18 protein-coding genes are annotated in these 20,586 nt (G+C 65.7%); 7 read left to right on the top strand and 11 right to left on the bottom strand.

Annotation, left to right across the window (positions count from 1 at the left end):
- The first annotated feature begins 118 nt into the window (after positions 1-118).
- Positions 119-1,036, top strand: a complete 918-nt coding sequence (locus LH407_RS10590) for an ABC transporter permease (RefSeq protein ID WP_322134025.1) — start codon at positions 119-121, stop codon at positions 1,034-1,036.
- A 9-nt stretch (positions 1,037-1,045) separates the two neighbouring features.
- Entirely contained in the window at positions 1,046-2,248 is a 1,203-nt protein-coding gene (locus tag LH407_RS10585; RefSeq protein WP_322134026.1) for an ABC transporter ATP-binding protein, read from the top strand.
- Positions 2,249-2,260: 12 nt separating this feature from the next.
- Here LH407_RS10585 and LH407_RS10580 read toward each other — a convergent pair whose 3' ends face one another.
- Together LH407_RS10580 and LH407_RS10575 are read right to left on the bottom strand one after the other, a co-directional pair.
- On the bottom strand, positions 2,261-3,982 hold the full coding sequence (locus LH407_RS10580) for a cell wall-binding repeat-containing protein (protein ID WP_322134027.1): 1,722 nt from the start codon (positions 3,980-3,982) through the stop codon (positions 2,261-2,263).
- A 70-nt stretch (positions 3,983-4,052) separates the two neighbouring features.
- Entirely contained in the window at positions 4,053-4,868 is an 816-nt protein-coding gene (locus tag LH407_RS10575; protein WP_322134028.1) for a hypothetical protein, read from the bottom strand.
- A 71-nt stretch (positions 4,869-4,939) separates the two neighbouring features.
- Between LH407_RS10575 and galE the strand changes: the two genes are divergently transcribed.
- Complete coding sequence (gene galE, locus LH407_RS10570) at positions 4,940-5,902, top strand: UDP-glucose 4-epimerase GalE (RefSeq protein ID WP_322134029.1); 963 nt, start codon at positions 4,940-4,942, stop codon at positions 5,900-5,902.
- Between the two features lie 21 nt (positions 5,903-5,923).
- Here galE and rfbA read toward each other — a convergent pair whose 3' ends face one another.
- Genes rfbA through LH407_RS10555 form a run of 3 tightly spaced genes read right to left on the bottom strand, consistent with a single transcriptional unit; the run spans position 5,924 to position 9,755 of the window.
- The gene (gene rfbA / locus LH407_RS10565) at positions 5,924-6,793 is read right to left on the bottom strand and encodes a glucose-1-phosphate thymidylyltransferase RfbA (protein ID WP_322134030.1); all 870 of its coding nucleotides are present in this window, start codon (positions 6,791-6,793) and stop codon (positions 5,924-5,926) included.
- A complete protein-coding gene (locus LH407_RS10560; RefSeq protein WP_322134031.1) occupies positions 6,793-7,401 on the bottom strand; it encodes a dTDP-4-dehydrorhamnose 3,5-epimerase family protein in 609 nt (202 codons plus the stop codon). The genes rfbA and LH407_RS10560 overlap by 1 nt, the downstream gene beginning before the upstream one ends.
- Before the next feature lie 23 nt (positions 7,402-7,424).
- Entirely contained in the window at positions 7,425-9,755 is a 2,331-nt protein-coding gene (locus LH407_RS10555) for a cell wall-binding repeat-containing protein (protein ID WP_322134032.1), read from the bottom strand.
- A gap of 76 nt (positions 9,756-9,831) precedes the next feature.
- Here LH407_RS10555 and LH407_RS10550 point away from each other — a divergent pair, with 76 nt between their 5' ends.
- From LH407_RS10550 to LH407_RS10540, 3 genes are read left to right on the top strand one after another with little or no spacing between them, the layout of a single operon-like run.
- Positions 9,832-10,773 carry a glycosyltransferase gene (locus tag LH407_RS10550; protein ID WP_322134033.1) on the top strand — a complete coding sequence of 314 codons (942 nt, stop codon included), beginning with the start codon at positions 9,832-9,834 and terminating at the stop codon, positions 10,771-10,773.
- A 4-nt stretch (positions 10,774-10,777) separates the two neighbouring features.
- Positions 10,778-11,761: a dTDP-glucose 4,6-dehydratase gene (gene rfbB, locus LH407_RS10545; RefSeq protein WP_322134034.1), complete on the top strand. Its 984-nt coding sequence runs from the start codon at positions 10,778-10,780 to the stop codon at positions 11,759-11,761.
- A 1-nt stretch (position 11,762) separates the two neighbouring features.
- On the top strand, positions 11,763-13,364 hold the full coding sequence (locus LH407_RS10540) for a glycosyltransferase family 39 protein (RefSeq protein ID WP_322134035.1): 1,602 nt from the start codon (positions 11,763-11,765) through the stop codon (positions 13,362-13,364).
- Here LH407_RS10540 and LH407_RS10535 read toward each other — a convergent pair.
- A complete protein-coding gene (locus LH407_RS10535) occupies positions 13,354-13,827 on the bottom strand; it encodes a GtrA family protein (protein WP_322134036.1) in 474 nt (157 codons plus the stop codon). The genes LH407_RS10540 and LH407_RS10535 overlap by 11 nt on opposite strands.
- Complete coding sequence (locus LH407_RS10530; RefSeq protein ID WP_322134037.1) at positions 13,824-14,777, bottom strand: glycosyltransferase family 2 protein; 954 nt, start codon at positions 14,775-14,777, stop codon at positions 13,824-13,826. The genes LH407_RS10535 and LH407_RS10530 overlap by 4 nt, the downstream gene beginning before the upstream one ends.
- A 185-nt stretch (positions 14,778-14,962) precedes the next feature.
- On the opposite strand from LH407_RS10530, the gene LH407_RS10525 reads away from it, so the two are divergent.
- Positions 14,963-16,090 carry a glycosyltransferase gene (locus LH407_RS10525; RefSeq protein WP_322134038.1) on the top strand — a complete coding sequence of 376 codons (1,128 nt, stop codon included), beginning with the start codon at positions 14,963-14,965 and terminating at the stop codon, positions 16,088-16,090.
- A 9-nt stretch (positions 16,091-16,099) separates the two neighbouring features.
- Here the strand turns inward: LH407_RS10525 and LH407_RS10520 are convergent, their stop codons facing one another.
- From LH407_RS10520 to LH407_RS10505, 4 genes are all read right to left on the bottom strand, one after another.
- Complete coding sequence (locus tag LH407_RS10520) at positions 16,100-17,398, bottom strand: LCP family protein (RefSeq protein WP_322134039.1); 1,299 nt, start codon at positions 17,396-17,398, stop codon at positions 16,100-16,102.
- Positions 17,399-17,448: 50 nt separating this feature from the next.
- On the bottom strand, positions 17,449-17,916 hold the full coding sequence (gene purE, locus LH407_RS10515) for a 5-(carboxyamino)imidazole ribonucleotide mutase (RefSeq protein ID WP_322134940.1): 468 nt from the start codon (positions 17,914-17,916) through the stop codon (positions 17,449-17,451).
- A 46-nt stretch (positions 17,917-17,962) separates the two neighbouring features.
- The gene (locus LH407_RS10510) at positions 17,963-19,063 is read right to left on the bottom strand and encodes a 5-(carboxyamino)imidazole ribonucleotide synthase (protein ID WP_322134941.1); all 1,101 of its coding nucleotides are present in this window, start codon (positions 19,061-19,063) and stop codon (positions 17,963-17,965) included.
- Between the two features lie 214 nt (positions 19,064-19,277).
- Positions 19,278-20,579: a UDP-glucose dehydrogenase family protein gene (locus LH407_RS10505; protein WP_322134040.1), complete on the bottom strand. Its 1,302-nt coding sequence runs from the start codon at positions 20,577-20,579 to the stop codon at positions 19,278-19,280.
- Positions 20,580-20,586: the final 7 nt, after the last annotated feature.

Genomic DNA, 20,586 nt, shown 5'->3' with positions numbered 1-20,586 from the left:
TGCTGTCCTCTCGATGCACTGGCGTTGCCGCCGAGGCAGTCTACCAAGCCGGTTCCGCGCGGATTCAGGGCACCCGGCTGGCTATACTGGGGCGTTGCCCCATGAGAGACACGGTCTAATGAACGCGCACGAACGCTACGCGATGCTCGAGCGGGAGCCCTTCCGCCAGGTCGGTGGTCGCAGTCAGACCGTCAAGGGCAGCTTCGACTCCATCGCCGACGTCTTCCGCCACCGCGAGATGCTCGGCCTTCTCGTACGTCGCGACCTCAAGTCGCGCTACAAGGACAGCGCGCTCGGCTTCCTGTGGACTCTCGTGCGCCCACTCACGCAACTCGCGATCTATTACGTCGTCATCGGCCACTTCCTCGGTGCCGCTCGCGGTATCCCGGACTTCGCGATCTATGTCTTCACCGGCCTCACGGCCTACACACTGTTTGCCGAGATCGTCTCGACGGGTACGTCGTCGATCGTCTCGAACGCCGGTCTCATCAAAAAGGTCCAGCTTCCCCGCGAGGTCTTCCCGCTCGCGAGTGTCGGGTCTGCCCTCTTCAACTTCGCGATCCAGCTCGGCATCCTGCTCGTCGCTGCCCTCATCCTGGGTGTTTTCCCGGCGCACTGGGATCTCCTCTACGCCATTCCGAGCCTTGTGCTGCTCGTGACGGTCGGCACCGCGCTCGCCCTCCTGCTTTCCGCGTGGAACGTCTACCTCCGCGACATCGGCTACCTCCTCGAGGTTGTGCTCATGGTCATGCTGTGGGCCTCCCCGATCGTGTACGCGTTCTCGATGGTCAAGTCGGTGCTCGGCCCGAGCATCCTGCTGGAGATCTACACCAACAACCCGCTCACCCTCGCCGTCCTCGGGTTCCAGAAGGCGTTCTGGGTGGGCGGCAACGGGTCTGCCGAGTTCCCGCCGGCCGAGTACCCGGACCAGTTGCTGCTGCGTATGCTCATCGCGATCGGCATCAGCCTCGTTTTCCTCGTCATCAGCCAGCGCGTTTTCACACGCCTGCAGGGCAACTTCGCCCAGGAACTGTAGGAGCACCGGATGCCCGCCCCCACGATCGAGGCCCCCGAGGTCGTCCGACTCGAGAACGTGTCGAAGCGTTTTGTCGTGCGCAAGGACAACTCGCTCAAGGAGCGCCTCGTCACCCTCGGCCGTCTCGGCAAACGCCACCGCGAGGACTTCTGGGCCCTCTCGGATGTCTCGCTCTCCATTCGCGCCGGCACGACCATCGGTCTCATCGGCCACAACGGCTCCGGTAAGTCCACACTCCTCAAGGTGATCGGCGGAATCCTCGACGCGAGCACCGGCAGCGTCCGCAATCGCGGCCGTATCGCCGCTCTTCTCGAACTCGGCGCGGGCTTCCACCCCGACCTCACCGGTCGCGAAAACGTCTACCTCAACGCCTCGATCTTGGGGCTCTCGAAGACCGACACCGATGCGCGATTCAACGACATCCTCGCCTTCTCGGGCATCGGCGAGTTCATCGACACCCAGGTGAAGTTCTACTCGTCCGGCATGTTCGTGCGTCTCGCGTTTGCGGTCGCCGTTCACACGGAGCCAGACATCCTCCTCGTCGACGAGGTCCTCGCGGTCGGCGACGAGGCCTTCCAGCGCAAGTGCCTCGACAAGATCCGCGAGTTCCAGCAGCAGGGGTGCACGATCATCCTCGTCACCCACTCCCTCGGCCAGGTCACGGAGTTGTGCGACCGGGCCGTGCTGCTCAATCAGGGCCAGATCGTGGTCGACGGGGACCCGTCGGAGGCGGTCGCCGCCTTCCGCGACATCCTCGAACAGCGCAGGCTCGCCGAGATCGGGGAGACACAGGAGCCCGAGCGTCTGTCTGGCTTCCTGTCCGTGACCGCGACACCGACGATCACGGGGCCCAAGGGCGAGATCATGCCGGGGTCGGATCTCACGGTCGACGTGACCATCCGCTCATCGGTGAGCCTCGCCGATCATGTGATCGCACTCCAGCTCAACAACACCAAGGGCCAGGAGGTGTGGGGAACGACAACAAGCCGCCTCGGCGTCACCCTCCCCGACCTCATCGGCGATCACACGCTGCGCTTTACGGTGCGCGATGCGCGCTTCGGCCCCGGCAAGTACTTCGTGAACCTGTCGATCATGGACTCCGTGGGCACCCACGTTCAGGACTGGCTGCAGGCGGCGTCCTTCAACGGGTTCGACCCGAAGACCCACTACGGCACGATCAGCGCCGAGCCTGTCCTCGAAATTCTCGACTGACCGGTCGCGCTGCTACCAGCAGCGCACCATGTACTTGACGTTCGCGGCGAGTGACACCGGCCCACCGAGGAGTGTGACCGAGTTCACCTTGAAGTCCGTGATCGCCGAGAGCGTCGACGGGTGGATGCAGTACGGGTGCGACACGAGGAGTGCTGCCGACTTGCGTGCCGCGAGCACCGATCCCGCGAGCGCGTCGGGGTAGGTGAGACCCGTCGCCAGATACACGGTTGTCGGCCGCTGGGTCGCATAGAGGTTTCGCGCGAGGTTCGTGGAAACCTCGTAGCGGTTTGCTCCGTTCACCCGCGTCGTGGCCGCGAAGGTCTTCAACTGGGCCTCGACTCCGGGTGAGACCGAGACCGGTCCCCCGACGATCGTGATCTTCTGCGGCGCGAGCCTCCGGATGAAGTCGGCGGTCGCGGCATCCAGTGCCGTGTCGGTCCCCGGCACGAGCACGATGGGCACCTTGCGATAGCCCGCCGCCATACCGGCCCCGAGCGCGTCGGGGTAGTTGGATCCGGTCGCAACGAAGACCTCGTTGACGGGCCCCTGCGGGTTCATCGTCAGGGCGAGCGATCGGGACACCTCGTACCGGTCGGCCCCGCCGACTCGCGTGACCGACGGGCTGTAGGCCGACAGCGCCTGCACAACGGACTCCGGCACGGATTCTGGACCGCCGACCACCACGATGCGCTGAGGCCGAAGCCGCTTGAGTTCGGCGTCGACAACCGGCCGAATGGATGCCCCGTCGATGAGCAACAGCGGGCCACCCTGCCGCGCGGCAGCCGCCCCCGCCGTGAGAGCATCCGGGTAGTTGTGGCCGGTGGCCAGGTACACCACGGGAACCGGAGCCGACGGGAACGCTTCCTGCGAGATACGTGTCGAGGACTCGTAGCGGTTGGCGACGTCGAACCGTGTGACGGTCACACCGGGCAGACCGCCGTACTCTGGGTCACCGAACCAGCCGTGGTAGTACGTCCAGAAGTTGCGGTTGCCGTGCGCGCCGCACGAGCCGCCACTGCCGTAGAGGTTCGCGAGCGACGCGGCATTGGGCTGGTAGGGCGTGTAGTTGTAGAGGGCCGCCGTCGCGTTGTTGCGGATGTTGACCCACGAGCCGCCGCAATCGGGATTCGGGTTGTACTGGATGTAGCGATTGCCCGGCTGGTAGGTGCCCCACGGGTCGGGCGTGCTGTAGCGCTTGAACTGCCACGCGGCCTTGTACACCTGGTTGTAGAAGCCGTAGAACTGCGCGTCACACGGGGCGGTGTCCGGGCATCCGTATCCCATGGACGCCGTCATCTGCCACGACGTCGGCGCCGTTGCCGTGAGGAGGCTCTGCTCCTTCTGGAGCGTGACGAGGAGCACACGGGCGCTGATGCCGCACGCGCGCTGCACCTTGTAGATGATGCGCGCGGCGCTCTCCTGCGATCCACCGGTGTACTCGGTGCAGATGTTGCGATCGGCCGCTCGCGTGAAGGTGTCCATCTTGAACGCCGCGAGACAGTTCGAGGTGACACATCCCGTCGGCGCGACACGCGCCTCCAGGAACGACTGGATCTCCGCCTCAGACATCGCGGCGTTGTCGTAGAACTGGAGGTCACTGATGATGTGACCGGGGTCGAAGTCGGCGCCCGTAATGGCATTCGCGGCGACGGTCGGAACCAGCGTCGCGGCGAGAGTCGCGACAACGACGCTCAGCGCCCCTACGATGCGTGTGCGGCCACGGTGATGTTGCATTGTTCTCGCCCCCCGCTGCCCCCTTAGCAGCTGCAGCACCTTGAAGCCTAGGTCGAGAGTTGCGGGATCGCTAGCTCGACTCGCCCGCGACCGTGTGCTCGCCCGCCGCCTGGCCGTAGAGCTCGGTGTAGAACTCCTCTTTGAGATCAACGAGCGAGTACCACTGGTTTTTCTCTTTCAGAACGAAGTCGATCGTGACATCGAGCTTGCGCAACGGGATGCCCTTGTCGTGCGCCCAGTAGGTGAGCCACAGGTCGTCGAGGAACCAGTACTTGTCGGGTAGCTCCGTGAAGAAGCGGTCGTCGAGGAAGATGCGGGAGTCGCAGATCATGCCGCCCGGGCCGATGTGGTCGACCCGATCACCGCGTTCTGCCGGCGTTTTGTCCCAGTAGGCACCATTGACCTGGAACGCCCACCACGCGGTGATCTCTTTCGGGTTGTACCGCCACAGGGCCTGGCGCACAAACGTGCGCTTCACGTTCTCATCGTCGTCGAGGATGATGATGGGCCCGGCCATCCCCTCCGCGGCGAGCTTGCGCGCGATGTAGAAACGGGCGATCGAGCCGAGGTTCACGTCGCTCTTGACCAGCTGGACCGAACGCAGGGCCCCACGCAGGCCGTGATCACGGATGGCCTTCTCATAGATCTCGTGATCCTCCGGGCAGTTGTTCCAGAGGTAGAGGTCGATGCCGCCCGACAACACCTGACCGGCGAGCATGGCGAGCACCTCGCCCATACGCTGGGGCCGGTTCCAGAGGCACATGATCACGGCGACACGACGACGCTTCGGGGTGCCGAGGGAGAGAGTCGGAGCGAAGTCGCCGGCGAGGTAGTCGGAGCGGGCCTTGTCGAAGGCGAGAGCGTCCGCGTTCTCGGGTGGAGCCATGGGTTCCATGCTAACCCGCTCACGAGAGGGCTCGGCGCGAGGCCGAGGTGTACCCCGGTACAGTGGCAGTCATGGGATCGCTCGTTGTCGGCGGAGCCGGCTACATCGGTTCCCATCTCGTGCACCTCCTGCGCGAACGCGGCGACGACGTGTGGATCGTGGACGACCTCTCGACGGGCATCCGCGATCGCATCGATGGCGCGCAGTTTGTTGGCCTCGACATCACGGCACCGGATGCCGAACGCACGCTGACGCACCTCATGGCCGATCACGGGCTCGACACGGTGTTCCAGTTCGCCGCCCTCAAGAGTGTCGAAGAGTCGGTCTCCCACCCGCTTCGCTACTACGACGTCAACGTCCACGGCCTCCTCACGGTGCTTGCGGCGTCAACCGCGGCTGGCGTCGAGCGCTTCGTGCTGTCGTCCTCCGCCGCCGTCTACGGCGACACCGGATCCGAGCCGGTCACCGAAGACGATGCGACGACACCACTCTCCCCCTACGGCCGCTCGAAGCTCATGGGGGAATCCATCGTGCGGGATGTTGTCGCGGCATCCGGTATGACGGCGGCGAGCCTGCGCTACTTCAACGTCGCCGGCGCCGCCACCCCGCAGTTGGCCGATCGTGGCTCGAGCAACCTCGTTCCTCGAGTGCTGCACTGCATCGCCAAGGGAGACGCCCCCGAGATCAACGGCGACGACTACGACACACCGGATGGCACGTGCGTGCGCGACTACATCGATGTCGTCGATCTCGCCTCGGCGCACCTCTACGTCTCGGAGCACCTACCCGGCAACCCCGGGAGCTACAGCACGTTCAACGTGGGAACGGGTGTTGGCATCAGTGTGCGCGAGGTGGTCGATCGAGCCATCGCCATCACCGGCGCCGACGTTGAACCCGTGGTGCTACCGCGCCGCGCGGGCGACCCCGCGACCGTGGTCGCCGACAGCTCGCGACTTCACCGACTGGGCTGGACTGCGGGGCGCGGTCTCGACGACATGATCGCCTCCACGTGGGCGGCGTTCCGCGCGGTCTGACGCGCCCGTCAGTTTTCGTGGTCAGTCGTCTGCCGCGAGCAGCCGCTGCAGGTAGCTCCCGTAGCCGCTCTTTTGCAGCGGGGCGGCGAGCACGGCAAGCTGCGCGTCGTCGATCCAGCCGGCGCGCCACGCGATCTCCTCGATGCACCCGATCTTGAAGCCCTGACGGTCCTCGATCACACGCACGTACTCTGAGGCCTGCATCATCGACTCGAACGTGCCCGTGTCGAGCCAGGCCGTTCCGCGATCGAGCACCTGCACCTGCAGGCGACCGGCCTCGAGGTAACGCTCGTTGATGGTCGAGATCTCGAGCTCACCGCGCGCACTCGGCTCGATGGTCTTGGCAATCTCGACAACGTCGTTGTCATAGAAGTAGAGGCCGGGCACGGCGTAGTTGCTCTTGGGCTTCGTCGGCTTCTCCTCGATGGAGACCGCGACGTTGTTCTCGTCGAACTCCACAACACCGTAGGCGGTCGGATTGGCCACCTGGTAGGCGAAGATGAGGCCGCCGTCGATGTCGCCGTTTTTGCGGAGAGAACTGCCGAGGCCCGTGCCGTGGAAGATGTTGTCCCCGAGTACGAGCGCCACCGACTCGTCGCCGATGAACTCCTCACCGATGATGAACGCCTGGGCGAGGCCATCCGGACTCGGCTGAACGGCATACTCGATGCGCAGACCGAGGTCAGAGCCATCGCCGAGCAGAGCGCGGAACTGATCGTTGTACTCGGGAGTCGTGATGATCAGGATCTCGCGGATGTCGGCCATCATGAGGGTCGACAGCGGGTAGTAGATCATCGGCTTGTCGTAGATGGGCATGAGCTGCTTCGAGATGCCCTTGGTGATGGGCCACAGACGTGTGCCGGATCCGCCGGCGAGGATGATTCCGCGCATCAGTTCGTGCCTCCCAGGCTTGCGTAGTACGCCTTCATGTCGTCCCACGTCGGCAGGAGACCCTGCTCCGCCGCCTCGGCGAGGGTGGGGGCATCCGTGTCCTTCGGCGACAGGAGGGGCTCCCCCGCCTCTGGCGGGAAGACGAGTCCGATCTCGGTGTCGAGCGGGTCAATGCCGTGCTCGCCGGTCGGGTTGTAGGTGTCGGAGACGAGATAGCTCACAACGGCACCCTCGGTGAGGGCGACAAATGCGTGACCGAGGCCCTCCGACAGGTAGATCGCGCGCCGGTCGACATCGTCGAGGAGCACCGAATCCCACTGCCCGAAGGTGGGCGACCCGACCCGGATGTCGATGACGTAGTCGAGCACGGCTCCGTGCATACACGTCACGTACTTCGCCTGTCCCAGCGGCACGTCGGCGAAGTGGATGCCGCGAACGACACCCTTCTTCGAGACCGACGTGTTGGCCTGACGAAGCGTGAGCGGGTGCCCGATCACCTCCGAGAGTTTGTCGAAGCGGTACCACTCGAGGAACACACCACGGTCGTCGCCGCGGAGGATCGGGGTGATTTCATACGAGTCCGGGATGGACAACTCTCGAATCTGCACCGGGTGAGTCTACCGGGGGCCGCTTACGCGCACCGAGTGAGAGAGGCAACCCCCGTGCCGAGGGATGCCGTACCTCCGAGGAGTGTGACGTGCGTCGACTCCATCAGCTGGAGGGCGGACAGGCTCTCCGCGGGCACACACGTGTCGCGCACGGCGAGGATCGGGGACGCCGTCTGGGCCGCGAGCGGCCCGCCAGCGAGCGCGTCGGGGAAGTTCAGTCCCGTCGCGAGGTAGGCGCGCTCCGGCGCGCCGGCACCGAACGCATCGATCGCAATATTTGCGGATGCTTCGTAGCGGTTCGCTCCGGACAGCCGCGTCGGCGTCGGGTCGACCGCCTTCAGCGCGTTGAAGATGCCGTTCGACACCGATGCGGGTCCACCCGCGACCTTGATCTCGTCGACGCCGAGGTTGTTCAGCAGGGTGATCGTCGCAGAGTCGAGTGTGGTCGCGGTTCCATCCACGAGGATGACAGGCCAGCCGAACGCCGCTCCGGCGGCGCTGGCGCCGAGTGCGTCCGGGAAGTTTTTGCCGGTGGCGATGTAAGCGGTTGTCGGGTTCTCGCCGGAGAACGCATCGGCGACGATGTTGCGTGACGCCTCGTAGCGGTTGGCGCCACCGATGCGCTCGATGTTGGGCTGCAGGGCGGCAAGCGCGTTGTAGACGTCCGCCGGGACGGTGGCGGTACCACCGACAACCACAATTCGAGCGGGGCCAAGGCGGATGATCTCGTCGCGCACCTCAACGGGCAACGTGGTGGGCGTCGAGAGCAGCATCACGCCGCCCTGCAGCGCCGCGGCAGGTCCTGCGGACAGGGCATCCGGATAGGTGGCCCCGTTGGTGACGTAGACGACGGGAGCACCGCCCGACGGATACGCCTTCTTCGAGATCTCCACCGCCATGAGGTAGCGGTTGGCGGCCTGGATGCGATCGATGTTCATGCCGCGCTTGAGGTAACCCGTCGTCGGCGCCGACACCGACTGGGTTCCGTAGCGCGCGATCGCCGAGTAGGAGTGCAAGCCAGCGGGCAGGGAGGACACGTTGACCGACCACCCGCCGGTTCCCGCGTTGACGTTGGCGGTGGCGAAGGGTGTCGGGGAGCCGTCGATGTGCACGTCGACGGTGTAGCGGATGCCCGCGTGCGGCACCGTTCCGCTGAGTGTCGTGTTGTTGCTGCCGGAGGGCGACGCGGTGACGGTCGGCGAGGTGACCGTCGCATTCAGCTCCCACGTCGATCCGTAGGCGGAGGCGACACTCTCGAGGCCGCCGGGCGAGACCATCTGGAAGAAGCCGGCGTAGGTTTCGGTCGAGCACGGGCTCGACCCGCCCGTTGCCCACGACGTGATCCCAATCGCCTTGTTCCCGAGAACCGCAGCACCGCCGCTATCTCCCGAGCGTACGCAGATCTGGGCGACAACCGAGCGCACGGTCTGAATGACGTCGTCGGAGGTCGATCCACCGCAGTTCTGCACACAGATCTCGGCGAGGTAGTCCGTCTCCACGACGGTTCCGCACGACCAGCCGGTTTTGCTTCCCGACTTGCAGATCGCCGTTCCCGTGACGGGCTGCGCATCACCTGTGACCGAGCGCAGCGACGACAGTGGAGCCCCCGCTGCACCACCCCACTGGGCGAGGTACGGCTTAAGTACGTGGGACCCACCGCCGATACGACCGACGTCGAGACCCGTGCCCACAGTTGTTGTCCCTGCGATGCGCGAGCCGAGCGCGACACCCTGCGTTCCCACGTCGTTGGGGTACTGCTGGTTGAGGATGTAGCCATTGCTGATCATGTCCTCGGTGCAGTGGCCAGCCGTGGCGATCTGACCCTGACCGCTCGGAAGCGCCTTTCCGCCGAAGCCGAGGGAGCACTGGTACCAACCGGCGGCACCCGGGAAGATCCATCCCTGTCCGCCGTACACGTCAGCCGCGAACTCGGGGGTCAGGCCCGACGGGTCCCACAGCGGCTCTGGCTGGCCGAGTTTGGCGGTCGCACCCGTGGACTCGACGAGCGCGGCATCCGCCTCGGTCTCCACGTTGACGACGAGCTCGGTTCCCTCGAGCCGCGACGCGACGACACCAACACCCGCCGCTTCGAGACCGTCGACGACCTCGACGGCGAGCTGGGAGGCCGCGGCCTGAGCGAGGTACTCCTCGGGGGTCAGGTCAACATCGCGCGCCAGTGCCTCAGCAAGCTCTGCCGGGACCTCGGATGCTTCGGCAGCGAACTCCGCGGCCGGAAACTCGGTCATCTGCTCCAACGGCGGTGCCTCGTCGGCCGCTGCGGCGAGCGGCTGCACGAGTGCTCCGAGGAGGATGGATGCGGCGGCGACCGCGACGACACGATGACGAGCGAGCATGAGATTCCCCTATGAGCGGTTGTCATGAATTCACGCTCACGATGATCCTAGGGTCTCGCCGGTACCATGGTTGACCATGCGCGACACCGGTGGAAATGCATCCACCACCCCCACCATCGTCGTGCTTCTGGCCACCCACAACGGGGTTCGGTGGCTCGACGAGCAGGTCGACAGCATCCTGTCGCAGGAGGGCGTGGATGTTCGTATCGTCGCCCTCGACGACGGCTCGAGCGATGGGACGCAGCGGTGGCTCGCCGACCGCGCCGCCACCGAGCCGCGACTGACCGTGCTCGCCGATGACGGAACGGGCGGGAGTTCCGCACGCAACTTCTACCGCCTGATCGACCAGGCCGAGATTCGTGACGGTGAACTGGTCGCGTTCTCCGACCAGGACGATCGCTGGCGGCCCGACAAACTGGCTCGTCACGCAGGCATTCTCGCGAACGGTCTCGACGGCGTCTCGTCGAGCGTGCTTTCGTTCTGGAGCGACGGGAAAACACAACTCGTACGCAAGGACTATCCGCAGCGTGAGTTCGACTACCTGCTCGAGAGCCCAGGCCCCGGATGCAGCTTCCTCCTCACGCCCCGACTCATCAACCTCGTACGCGAGACACTGCGCTCGAACCAGGATGCCCGCGAGGTCGAGTACCACGACTCCCTCATCTACGCCATCGCGAGGGCGAAGGGGTGGCTCTGGCACATCGACGGGTACCCGAGTGTCGACTACCGGCAGCACGACAGCAACGTGCTCGGCTCGAACCAGGGTGTGGGCGCCGCGATGGAGCGCCTGCGCCTCATCCGTGAGCACTGGCTGCGTCACCACGCGACCCTTCTCACCCGGGTCGCGGCCCACGTCGCTCCCGAATCCGGGCGGCCCCAGCTGCTCCACATCCTGTCTTTGTTGGAGGGCTCCGGGTGGCGAAACCGCCGCGCCCTGGCCCGTCTCACCCCGCGATTGCGCCGCCGACCGCGCGATCAGCGGATAATTGGACTGCTCATAACGATTGGTATCTGGTAACCCCATGAAAATTCTCGTCACCGGCGGCGCCGGTTTCATCGGCTCCAACTTCGTCCGCCGTACCCTTCAGGACGCCTACCCCGGCCTCGAGGGAGCCGACGTCGTCGTCTACGACGCACTCACCTACTCCGGCAACCTGGAGAACCTCGCGCCCGTCGCCGACTCCCCCCGTTACTCGTTTGTGCAGGGCGACATCCGCGACGCAGAGCTGCTGGATGCCACGCTCCCCGGCGTCGACGCGATCGTGCACTTCGCCGCGGAATCCCACGTCGACCGCTCCGTGCGCGACTCCGGCATCTTCGTCGAGACCAACGTGCTCGGCACCCAGCGCCTCCTCGATGCTGCGCTGCGCAACGGCACCCCGCGTTTTGTCCACGTCTCGACCGACGAGGTCTACGGCTCGATCGCCGAGGGCTCGTGGGACGAGACCCGCCCGCTCGAACCGAACTCCCCCTACTCGGCGTCGAAGGCCGGTAGCGACCTCCTCGCCCGCAGCTACTTCCGCACGCACGGACTGAACCTCTCGATCACCCGCTGCTCGAACAACTACGGCCCCTACCACTTCCCGGAGAAGGTCATCCCGCTGTTCGTCACGAACCTCATCGACGACAAGCACGTTCCGCTCTACGGCGAGGGCAACAACATCCGCGACTGGCTGCACGTCGACGACCACACCCGCGGCATCGCCATGGTGCTCACTCGCGGTCGCGCCGGCGAGATCTACAACATCGGCGGTGGCACCGAGCTCACCAACAAGGAGCTCACCGAGATGCTTCTCGAGGCAACGGGGAAGGACTGGTCGTACGTCGACCGCGTGGCCGACCGTCTCGGTCACGACCTGCGCTACTCGGTAGACATCTCCAAGATCCAGGCCGAGCTCGGCTACGAGCCGCAGGTGCCGTTCGAGCAGGGCCTCGCCGACGTCGTGCAGTGGTACCGCGACAACCGCGCGTGGTGGGAGCCCCTCAAGGCCCGCGCCGCGCTCTGACGTGACCTCGCGCAGCACACCGAGAACGTGGCTCCGCGGCAGCACCATCGTGGTGCTCGCCGCGGTGCTCGTTGGCGGCATCCTGCGTATTCTCGGCACACGCTGGGGTCTCCCGTACGGGCTGCACCCCGATGAGTGGACGATCGTCCAGGGTGCCGTCGACATGGCCGCCCGCAACTCGTTCGAGCCGTCCCTGTTCCTGCGTCCCGACCACGTTGAGATCAAGCTCAGCTACCTCGCCTACACCCTGTACTCGGTCGGCCTCCACGGGATGCCCGTTCCGGTCGCCTATGCGAGCGACCCCGGCACGTTCCTCCTGATCTCCCGACTGATCACGGCGATCCTCGGAACGGCGATGATCGCCGTCGCGGCCGCCATCGGTCGACGCTTCTCGCGCTCGGTCGGAGCGATCGCCGCCGTGCTCTTCGCGCTCTTCCCGCCGTTCGTGCAGCATTCGCACTACGCGACACCGGACATCCCGCTCGCGCTCGCGTCGATGGTCGTCATGCTCGCGCTCATGTACTACGTCTCACGACCCGGTCTGGTGAGTCTTCTCGTGGCGAGCGCAGGAGTATCCATCTCCATCGCCATCAAATATCCCGGTGCGATCTCGGCGGTCATGATCGCCATCGTTGTTGTCGTTGTCGCCCTGCGAGATCGACGACCGCTGCGTATCCTCGGCCACGGCGCCGCCGCGATTGCGGGTGTCGTCGTTTTCCTTTTCGTGATCTCGCCCGTGCTGTTCACCAACATCACGGGTGTGGTCACGGCGATCCAGAAGGAGGCGCGCACGGAGCACAGCGGGGCAGACGGCCTCGGCTGGGGTGGCAACATGCTGTTCTACGCCGAGAGTTATGTCGTTGTCGCCGGTGTGCTCCTGACTCTCGCCTCGATCCTCGGGGTGGTGTTGGCGATCCGGATGCGCCGCCTCATCGCCCTCCCGCTGGCCCTCGGATTCGTCACGTGGATCATCCTGAGTGTTGTGGCGCTGCACTGGGAGCGCTGGGCGATCCCCATGTTCCTGTCGCCGCTGCTCTTCGCCGCGATTGGCGGCTGGTACGTCTACCGTTTTGTCGGTCAGCGGTGGGATGCCCGGAGATGGCGCACACCCGTCGCCGCCGCCGTCGCGGTGCTCGTACTCCTCAACCTCGGCACCGGGTCGATCGCGGTGGTTGCCAGGCTTCTCGCGCCCGACTCCCGCATCGAATCAGCGCAGGCATACGCCGACTTCGGCGTGACCCGGACGACGGCGGTCGACGAAGGGTTCTCGCCGCTCGTGCCCAACGGCCCCATGTTCCTCGACGACTTCGTTCGCTGGGAAGGCGATCGCGTCGTGCCCATCGACGACGAGCGGGAGTTTTTCGCTCTGTCGAGCTGCGTACACGATCGCTTCTGGACGGCGGAGAAGTACGCGGACGAGCGAGCGATGTACGACGCGATCCGCGCGGACTACCCACTCGTTCTGCAGGTTGACGTTGTACCCCCGCGCGAGCGGACCGGGATCGAACCGTGGAACATCGTGTCGGCTATCTCCGAAACCGCCGCGTTTGCGCGCGGTGAGCTCGGCGGCTGCACACTCGAGGTCTACCGCATCACCGACTGACCGGGCCCTCATCCCCCTGCGGCGGCGCCGACGGCCTCCTGAACGACACGTGCTTGTGCCCGAAATAGCTCACGAGTGTCGTGATCACGAGACTGATGGCCTGAGCGACGAGCGGATGCAGGCCGACCACCTCGACAAAAAACGGCAGCAGCACCGCGTTGACCCCGATGGCCACGAGGTTGACCCCCACAAACTTCACGAAGTCGGTGAGCACCCGCCCCTTCACGACAAACACGAAGGTGCGATAGAGCCAGAACGCGAGAGTGATGGAGACGGCGTAGGAGAGAACGAGCGAGATCAGGTAGCCAAACGGGACCTGCCCGAACACCCACAGGGTGAGCGCGGTGAACACGAGGTACCCGACGAGCGTGTTGGTCCCGCCGACGGCGAGAAACCGCACACGATGGTCGTGAAGGAGCCTGCCGATGGCGGAGCGCTCACGGGGAGCATCGGCCGGTGTCATCCGTTCGCTCGCCGCCCAGCGCTCGCGTAGACGCTCTGCACGCTGTAGAGCGGCCGGTTCTGCACCTCGGTGTAGATGCGGCCGATGTACCCGCCCAGCACACCCAGCATGATGAGCTGGATGCCCCCAACAAGGAACACCGAGATGACGATGAACGTCCAGCCCTCGATCACGGTTTCGGGGAAAAACACGCGCACGGTAAACGCGTAGAGCGCACCCAGGAGGCTCAGCACCGCCATGCCGTAACCCAGCCTGCTGATCGCCTTCAGCGGAGCACTCGAGAAGCTGAAGAACCCGTCGAGCGCGAACGACCACATCTTCTTGAACGGGTACCCCGTCTCGCCCGCATTGCGCTCGTCGCGGTCGAAGAGCACCCCGGTCTGTTTGAAGCCGATGTTGCTGACCATTCCCCGGAGGAAGCGGTTGCGCTCGGTGTAGCGCTTGAGCTCCTCGGCAACACGACGATCGATGAGGCGGAAATCCCCCGTGTTTCGAGGAATGTCGATGTCGGCGACGGTGTGCAGAAGCCAGTAGAACGCGTGCGCCGTCGTGCGTTTGAAAAACGAATCCTTGCGGCTGGCCCGCACCGCGTAGACGACGTCGAAGCCCTCCTCCCACTTCTCGATGAGTTCGAGGCTCACCCTGGGCGGGTCTTGCAGGTCGCTGTCCATGATGATGATCGCGTCACCGTCGGCGTAATCGATGCCTGCCGTGACGGCAATCTGATGCCCGTAGTTTCGGGCAAAATCCACGACCACCACGGAGGGATCGGTCGCCTGGATGCCGCGAAGCATGTCGATCGATTCATCCCGCGACCCGTCGTTGACGAAAACGAACTGCAGGTTGTACCGGTCGCGCAGCGGCTGGGTGACAGCTGAGACGGTCTCGTAGAGAAGCGGGATGTTCTTCGCCTCGTTGTAGATGGGGAAGATGTAGGAGATCGTCTTCATATCGCTTCGCGGACTCACCTTTCTGCGATGTACCGTAACATTCCCGTGCCCCCGCGCCCGACGGGGTCTCCCAGGTCGATATGGGACGATCGCTATGCAGCGCGGGCAGGGAGTCGGCGACGGCATCGGAGGATCGTGACGCGAGGTTCATTCCTGTACCTTTCTCAGGTGAGCAGGTGTACCCCATGACGACGCTACGAGTCATCCTCGATGACATGGTCTCCGGCAAGGACGGAAGCGCCAAGAGTTACGCGTCGGAGCTCACTGCCGCGCTCATCGAGGCAGCACCGCGCGGATGCATCGTCGAAGGGTTCGTCGCGGCATCCCCCGAACCCGACTACGACGCCATCGCCGATCGCCTGCCGGGGTTACGCCACCTACACAAGAGCGCGCTGGCCCGTCGCGAACTCACCGCGGCGTGGCAACACGGATTCACACGCCTCCCGGGAAGCGGACTCGTCCACGCCGCGAGTCTCCTGGCGCCCCTAGGGCGGCACGATCGGGTCAACGACGGGGATCAGATCTCGGTGACGGTGCGAGACACACTCGCCTGGACCCGTCCCGATGAGCTTGCCGCTCGCAGTGTCGCGTGGCACAAGGCCATGCTCAAACGCGCCGAGCGCTACGCGGACGCCATCGTTGTGCCCAATCACGTGGTTGCCCAGGAACTCGCGGAGATCGCGAACATCGGCGATCGCCTTCGTGTCATTGCGGGGGCGCCCACCGAGGAACTCCCGACTCCCGCCGACGTCGCCGAGCGCGCGGAGCGCCTGTCGCTGCCGGAGAAGTTCGTGATGACCGTTGGCGAGTCGGAGTCGCCGAGCCACATCACGTCGATCGTGCGCGCCATGTCCCACGTCCACGACGCCATCGACCTCGTGATCGCCGAAGCCGGAATGAGCGACGAGGAGCTCGCGAGTGCCGCGGATGCTGCGGGGTTGCGTAGCGGTCGAGTGCGGGCCCTGGGTTCCGATGATCCCGCGGACACCCTTGCCGCGATCGCTCGAGCCGACGTGCTCGCGCACACGACTCCTGCCGTGGGATTCGGACTGCCCATCCTGAACGCGTTCGCGCTCGGCACTCCCGTTGTGCACACCGATGACCCCGAGGCACTCGAACTCGCCGTCGATGCCGGAATCACAGTGGAGCGCGACGGCAACGACTTCGACCGCCGACTGGCCGACGGAATCAATACCGTGTTCAGCGATGAGTCCACCGCACAGCGGCTGCGGTACGCCGGCATTGACCGCGCTAAGGCGTACACGTGGCGCGGCGCCGCCGAGAAGGTCTGGCAGCTCCACGCCGACCTGTAGCGGCTAGGGCTACTCCTCGGGCGTCGCGACCACCGTGGCATCGGCGACGAGCTGGTGGATGTAGTCGTAGTCGGGGTACTCGGGGTCGACGTCCATTGCGGGAGTCAACTCGATGCGGGTGATCGGCAGTTCCTTGGTCTTCGTGGCGAGCTCAACAAACAAACCGAGGGTCGACTGCGGGATGTCGGTCTCCACGAGCCGCGCGCCCGCCGCGGCCACGGCCTGGAACTTACTCAGGACGTTCGCGGGGTTCGACTGCTCGAGAATCGCCTCCTGGAGCTGATGCTGGCGCTCCATGCGGTCGTAGTCCGTCGTGTCGTGTCGGGATCGTGCGTACCAGAGGGCGTGCCATCCATCGAGATGTACAACACCAGGTCCGATCCACTCCGAGACCTCCGTAAAGGTCTCGTCGGTGTGAATCGGTACCGCGTTCTCGACGGTCACATCCACACCACCCAGCGAATCCACGAGGTCGATGAAGCCCTGCATCTCGATGAGGACGTAGTACTGGATCGTCAGGCCCGTGACACCGGACACGGCATCCCGCATCGCCTCGATGCCGGGCTGGCTTCCGTCGGCGATCGCGTTCGGGTACATGTCGGGACTCATGAGCTCGACTTCGGTGTACACGGAGTTGAGGTAACAGACGTCAACCTCACACCCGTCATCGGCGCCGTAGCCGTTCGGGTACTTATCGGCAAGGGGACCGGGTGCGAACGGCACGTACTCCAAGTTGCGCGGGAGCCCGATCATCGTCGCCTCGCCCGTCGCGGCATCGATGCTCACCACGGTGATGGAGTCGGGGCGCAGACCCTCCCGATCGGGGCCGGCATCGGCACCGAGAAGCATGATGTTGTACCGACCGTCGACGGGTGGCTCGGGGGGTGCCGCCGAGAAGACGTCGCCGACGAAGCTACCCGCGGTTGTCGCGAGGTACGCGGCGTACCCCGCACCGCCCGCGAAAAGCACCATGGCAACGGTCGCCAACCCGGCGATCGCTGCACGCGCGGACGGGAGCGTCTTCACGATGCGGGTGAGACGCAGCGTGTCGAGGGTGAGGATGACCCAGAGCACCGCGTAAAAGAGCAGCACAGCGGCGACAACCCACAACGTGATGGAGGTTGTCGCAATCGTGTAGACACCGGTCGGCCACACAAAATAGAGCACAACACCAAGCACGATGACCGCCCACAGGGTGAACGTCGCGCCGACGCCAAACCGACCCAGTTTGCGGTTACCGGCGAGCATTTGCGCGGACCCCGGCACCAGGATGTTGAGGCCGACCAACCACCAGGCCCGGCGGGTCATACCCTCCGGATGATTAGTATCCGGAAACCGGACCGTGGGAGATGCCGTGGTCACCGGTCGCGGCCCAATGCCGCGTTCTTCTCCTCGACGAGAGCTGCGAGCGATTCGGCGTAGGCGTCGAGCGTTGCGGTGAGCTCAGGGTCGCCGGAGGCGAGGATACGAGCGGCCAGGATGCCCGCATTGCGCGCACCCCCGATCGAGACGGTCGCGACCGGGATGCCTGCGGGCATCTGCACGATCGACAGCAACGAATCGAGACCGTCGAGCTTGGCCAGGGGCACGGGAACACCGATGACGGGAAGCGTTGTGACGGAGGCGAGCATTCCGGGGAGGTGGGCTGCGCCACCGGCCCCCGCGATGATGACGCGGAACCCACGACCGGCGGCGAGTTTGCCGAACTCGATCATCTTCTCCGGGCTGCGGTGTGCCGAGACGACCTGAACGTCATGGCTGATTCCGAATTCCGTGAGGGCGTCCGCCGCGGCGGACATGACCGACCAATCGGAGTCGGAGCCCATCACGATGGCGACGGTTGCGGGTTCAGTCACCCGACAAGGGTATGGGTCAATCCTCAAAGATTGCTGCTGCGGCACGCGCCCGGAAAACGACGTCGTCGAGGTCCTCGCCACCGGCCGTCACGTGCCCGGCTTTGCGGCCGGGACGCGGCTCTTTTCCGTAACCGTGCACCTTCGCCGTTGGGTCGGCAAGAGCGAGCGGCATTCGTTCGGGCGCGAGGCCGCCGAAGATGTTGACCATGACACTCCAGGGGTCACGGCATCCGGTCGCTCCCAGCGGCAGGTCGAGCACCGCGCGCAGGTGCTGCTCAAACTGACTGGTCGTCGACCCGTCGATGGTCCAGTGCCCACTGTTGTGCGGGCGCATCGCGAGTTCGTTGACGAGGATCCGGTCGTCGGTGGTCTCGAAGAGCTCAACGGCAAGCACACCGGTCACCCCGAGGTTTTCCGCCACGGCGGTGGCAATATCGGCCGCCATGTCTGCGACACGACCGGCCGAGGCGGGCGCCGGGGCGATAACCTCGGCGCACACACCGTCGCGTTGGATCGACTCGACGACCGGCCACAGCGCGATCTCGCCGGACGGCCTGCGCGCGAGCACCTGAGAGAGTTCGCGCCGGAAGCTAACGAGCTCCTCGACGAGCAGCGGGCCGTCGCCGAACCAGTCGGCGACCTCGGTGGCGGATGACACGACCCGCACACCCTTACCGTCGTAGCCGCCGCGCGGCGTCTTCACGACTGCGCGGCCGCCGTACTCCGCGAGGAACGCGTCGAGCGCGGACGGCGTCTCCACCGCGGCCCACCCGGGAACGGGGAGCCCCAACTGGCTGAGCCGCTCGCGCATGCGGAGCTTGTCCTGGGCGTAGAGGAGGGCATCCGGGCCGGGATGCACGGCGACACCCGCGTCGACGAGCGCGCGCAGCACCTCCTGCGGCACGTGTTCGTGATCGAAGGTGACGACGTCGACGGTCTCGGCGAAATCGAGGACGGTCTGCGCGTCACGGTAGTCGCCAACGGCGGTAGCGGCGATCCCCGCCGAACTTCCTTCGGACTCGGCGAGCACCGAGATCTTCAGCCCGAGCTCGATGGCCGGGGGCACCATCATCCGTGCCAGCTGACCTCCGCCGATGACTCCAACGCGCACAGTGATCCTTTCGCCGAGCTAACGCCCCATTATCCCGCCCAGCGCCTCGGGAACGCCGTGTGGTGGTTTCGATAACGCCGGGCTGCGCCGCGGCTACTCAACCACCAGGTAACACTCACCCCGCTGGTTGAGGAGCGCACCGCAGGTGCGCGTCTCGAAACCTGCGACCCCGCGACACCTCGTTCGGTGGCTTCGACAACGCCCCTCGGGACCCCACGTACTACGGGCGACCGAGACCGCGATACTCCCAGCCCGCCCCGCGCCAGCGGCTCGAGTCGAGCACGTTGCGCCCGTCGATGATCGTGCGACCGGACGTGATCGAGGCCAGTTCTGCCGGGTCGAGTTCGCGGTACTGCTTCCACTCGGTCAGTAGCACCACGATGTCTGCTTCCGCTGCCGCCTCGTCGACGGTCGCGACGTAGTCGAGGTCGGGATGCACGCGCCGAGAGGTTTCGATGGCTTCCGGATCGGTGGCCTTCACGATGGCTCCGAGCGAGACGAGGCGTGCGGCAACGTCAAGCGCTGGCGAGTCGCGCACGTCGTCCGAGTCCGGCTTGAACGCGAGGCCGAGGATGGCGACGCGTGTGCCCGTGAGGTCTCCCCCGGCGGCCTCGACGGCGAGCTGGACAACACGCTCGCGCTGGGCGAGGTTGATGGCGTCGACGTTCTTGAGGAATGCGAGGGACTCCCCCACCCCGAGCTCGTCGGCACGGGCCATGAAGCCGCGGATGTCCTTCGGCAGGCATCCGCCACCGAATCCCACTCCCGCGTTGAGGAAGCGGCGTCCGATCCTCGCGTCGTGCCCGATGGCATCCGCGAGCTGGGTGATGTTGGCCCCCGTCGCATCCGCGACGACGGACATGGCGTTGATGAAGGAGATCTTGGTGGCGAGGAACGCGTTCGCGGCGACCTTCACGAGTTCGGCGGTCGCGTAGTCGGTGACCAGGCGCGGTGTTTCGGCGGCGATCGCCGAGGCGTACACGGCGTCGAGTGTCGCCACGGACGTGTCATCCCCATCACGGACGCCGTACACGAGGCGATCCGGGCTGATGGTGTCCTGCACGGCGAAGCCTTCTCGCAGGAACTCGGGGTTCCACGCGAGGGTGGCCCCGGCCGCCTCCACGGTTTCGGCGAGCCGAGAAGCAGTACCGACGGGCACCGTCGACTTGCCGACGACGAGGTCACCCGGGCCGACGTGCTCGAGGAGCGCCTCGAACGATGCATCGACGAATCTCAGGTCGGCCGCATCGCTTCCGGGTTTCTGAGGGGTGCCAACGGCGACGAAGTGCACTGTCGCGCCGCGTGCTTCCGCGATGTCGGTCGAGAACCGTAGCCGGCCGCTCGCGACACCGCTGGAGAGGAGCTCGGGAAGTCCCGGCTCGAAGAATGGGGCTGCGCCCGCCGCAAGACTGGCAATTTTGGCGGCGTCGACGTCGATCCCCACGACGTCATGCCCCAGTTCTGCCATACACGCGGCGTGGACTGCCCCCAGGTAGCCACATCCGATTACTGAGATTTTCACGGCTGAA

Source organism: Antiquaquibacter oligotrophicus (assembly GCF_020535405.1).
Classification (GTDB): Bacteria; Actinomycetota; Actinomycetes; order Actinomycetales; family Microbacteriaceae; genus Rhodoglobus; species Rhodoglobus oligotrophicus.
Note: the sequence above shows the minus strand (reverse complement) of the source record. Positions and strands in the feature narration are given on the sequence as shown.

Bases quoted from the DNA above. Each gene is read 5' to 3' on its own strand.
- LH407_RS10590 (WP_322134025.1), top strand. From the start codon at position 119: ATGAACGCGCACGAACGCTACGCGATGCTCGAGCGGGAGCCCTTCCGC.
- LH407_RS10585 (WP_322134026.1), top strand. From the start codon at position 1,046: ATGCCCGCCCCCACGATCGAGGCCCCCGAGGTCGTCCGACTCGAGAAC.
- LH407_RS10580 (WP_322134027.1), bottom strand. From the start codon at position 3,982: ATGCAACATCACCGTGGCCGCACACGCATCGTAGGGGCGCTGAGCGTC.
- LH407_RS10575 (WP_322134028.1), bottom strand. From the start codon at position 4,868: ATGGCTCCACCCGAGAACGCGGACGCTCTCGCCTTCGACAAGGCCCGC.
- galE (WP_322134029.1), top strand. From the start codon at position 4,940: ATGGGATCGCTCGTTGTCGGCGGAGCCGGCTACATCGGTTCCCATCTC.
- rfbA (WP_322134030.1), bottom strand. From the start codon at position 6,793: ATGCGCGGAATCATCCTCGCCGGCGGATCCGGCACACGTCTGTGGCCC.
- LH407_RS10555 (WP_322134032.1), bottom strand. From the start codon at position 9,755: ATGCTCGCTCGTCATCGTGTCGTCGCGGTCGCCGCCGCATCCATCCTC.
- LH407_RS10550 (WP_322134033.1), top strand. From the start codon at position 9,832: ATGCGCGACACCGGTGGAAATGCATCCACCACCCCCACCATCGTCGTG.
- rfbB (WP_322134034.1), top strand. From the start codon at position 10,778: ATGAAAATTCTCGTCACCGGCGGCGCCGGTTTCATCGGCTCCAACTTC.
- LH407_RS10535 (WP_322134036.1), bottom strand. From the start codon at position 13,827: ATGACACCGGCCGATGCTCCCCGTGAGCGCTCCGCCATCGGCAGGCTC.
- LH407_RS10530 (WP_322134037.1), bottom strand. From the start codon at position 14,777: ATGAAGACGATCTCCTACATCTTCCCCATCTACAACGAGGCGAAGAAC.
- LH407_RS10525 (WP_322134038.1), top strand. From the start codon at position 14,963: ATGACGACGCTACGAGTCATCCTCGATGACATGGTCTCCGGCAAGGAC.
- LH407_RS10520 (WP_322134039.1), bottom strand. From the start codon at position 17,398: ATGACCCGCCGGGCCTGGTGGTTGGTCGGCCTCAACATCCTGGTGCCG.
- purE (WP_322134940.1), bottom strand. From the start codon at position 17,916: ATGGGCTCCGACTCCGATTGGTCGGTCATGTCCGCCGCGGCGGACGCC.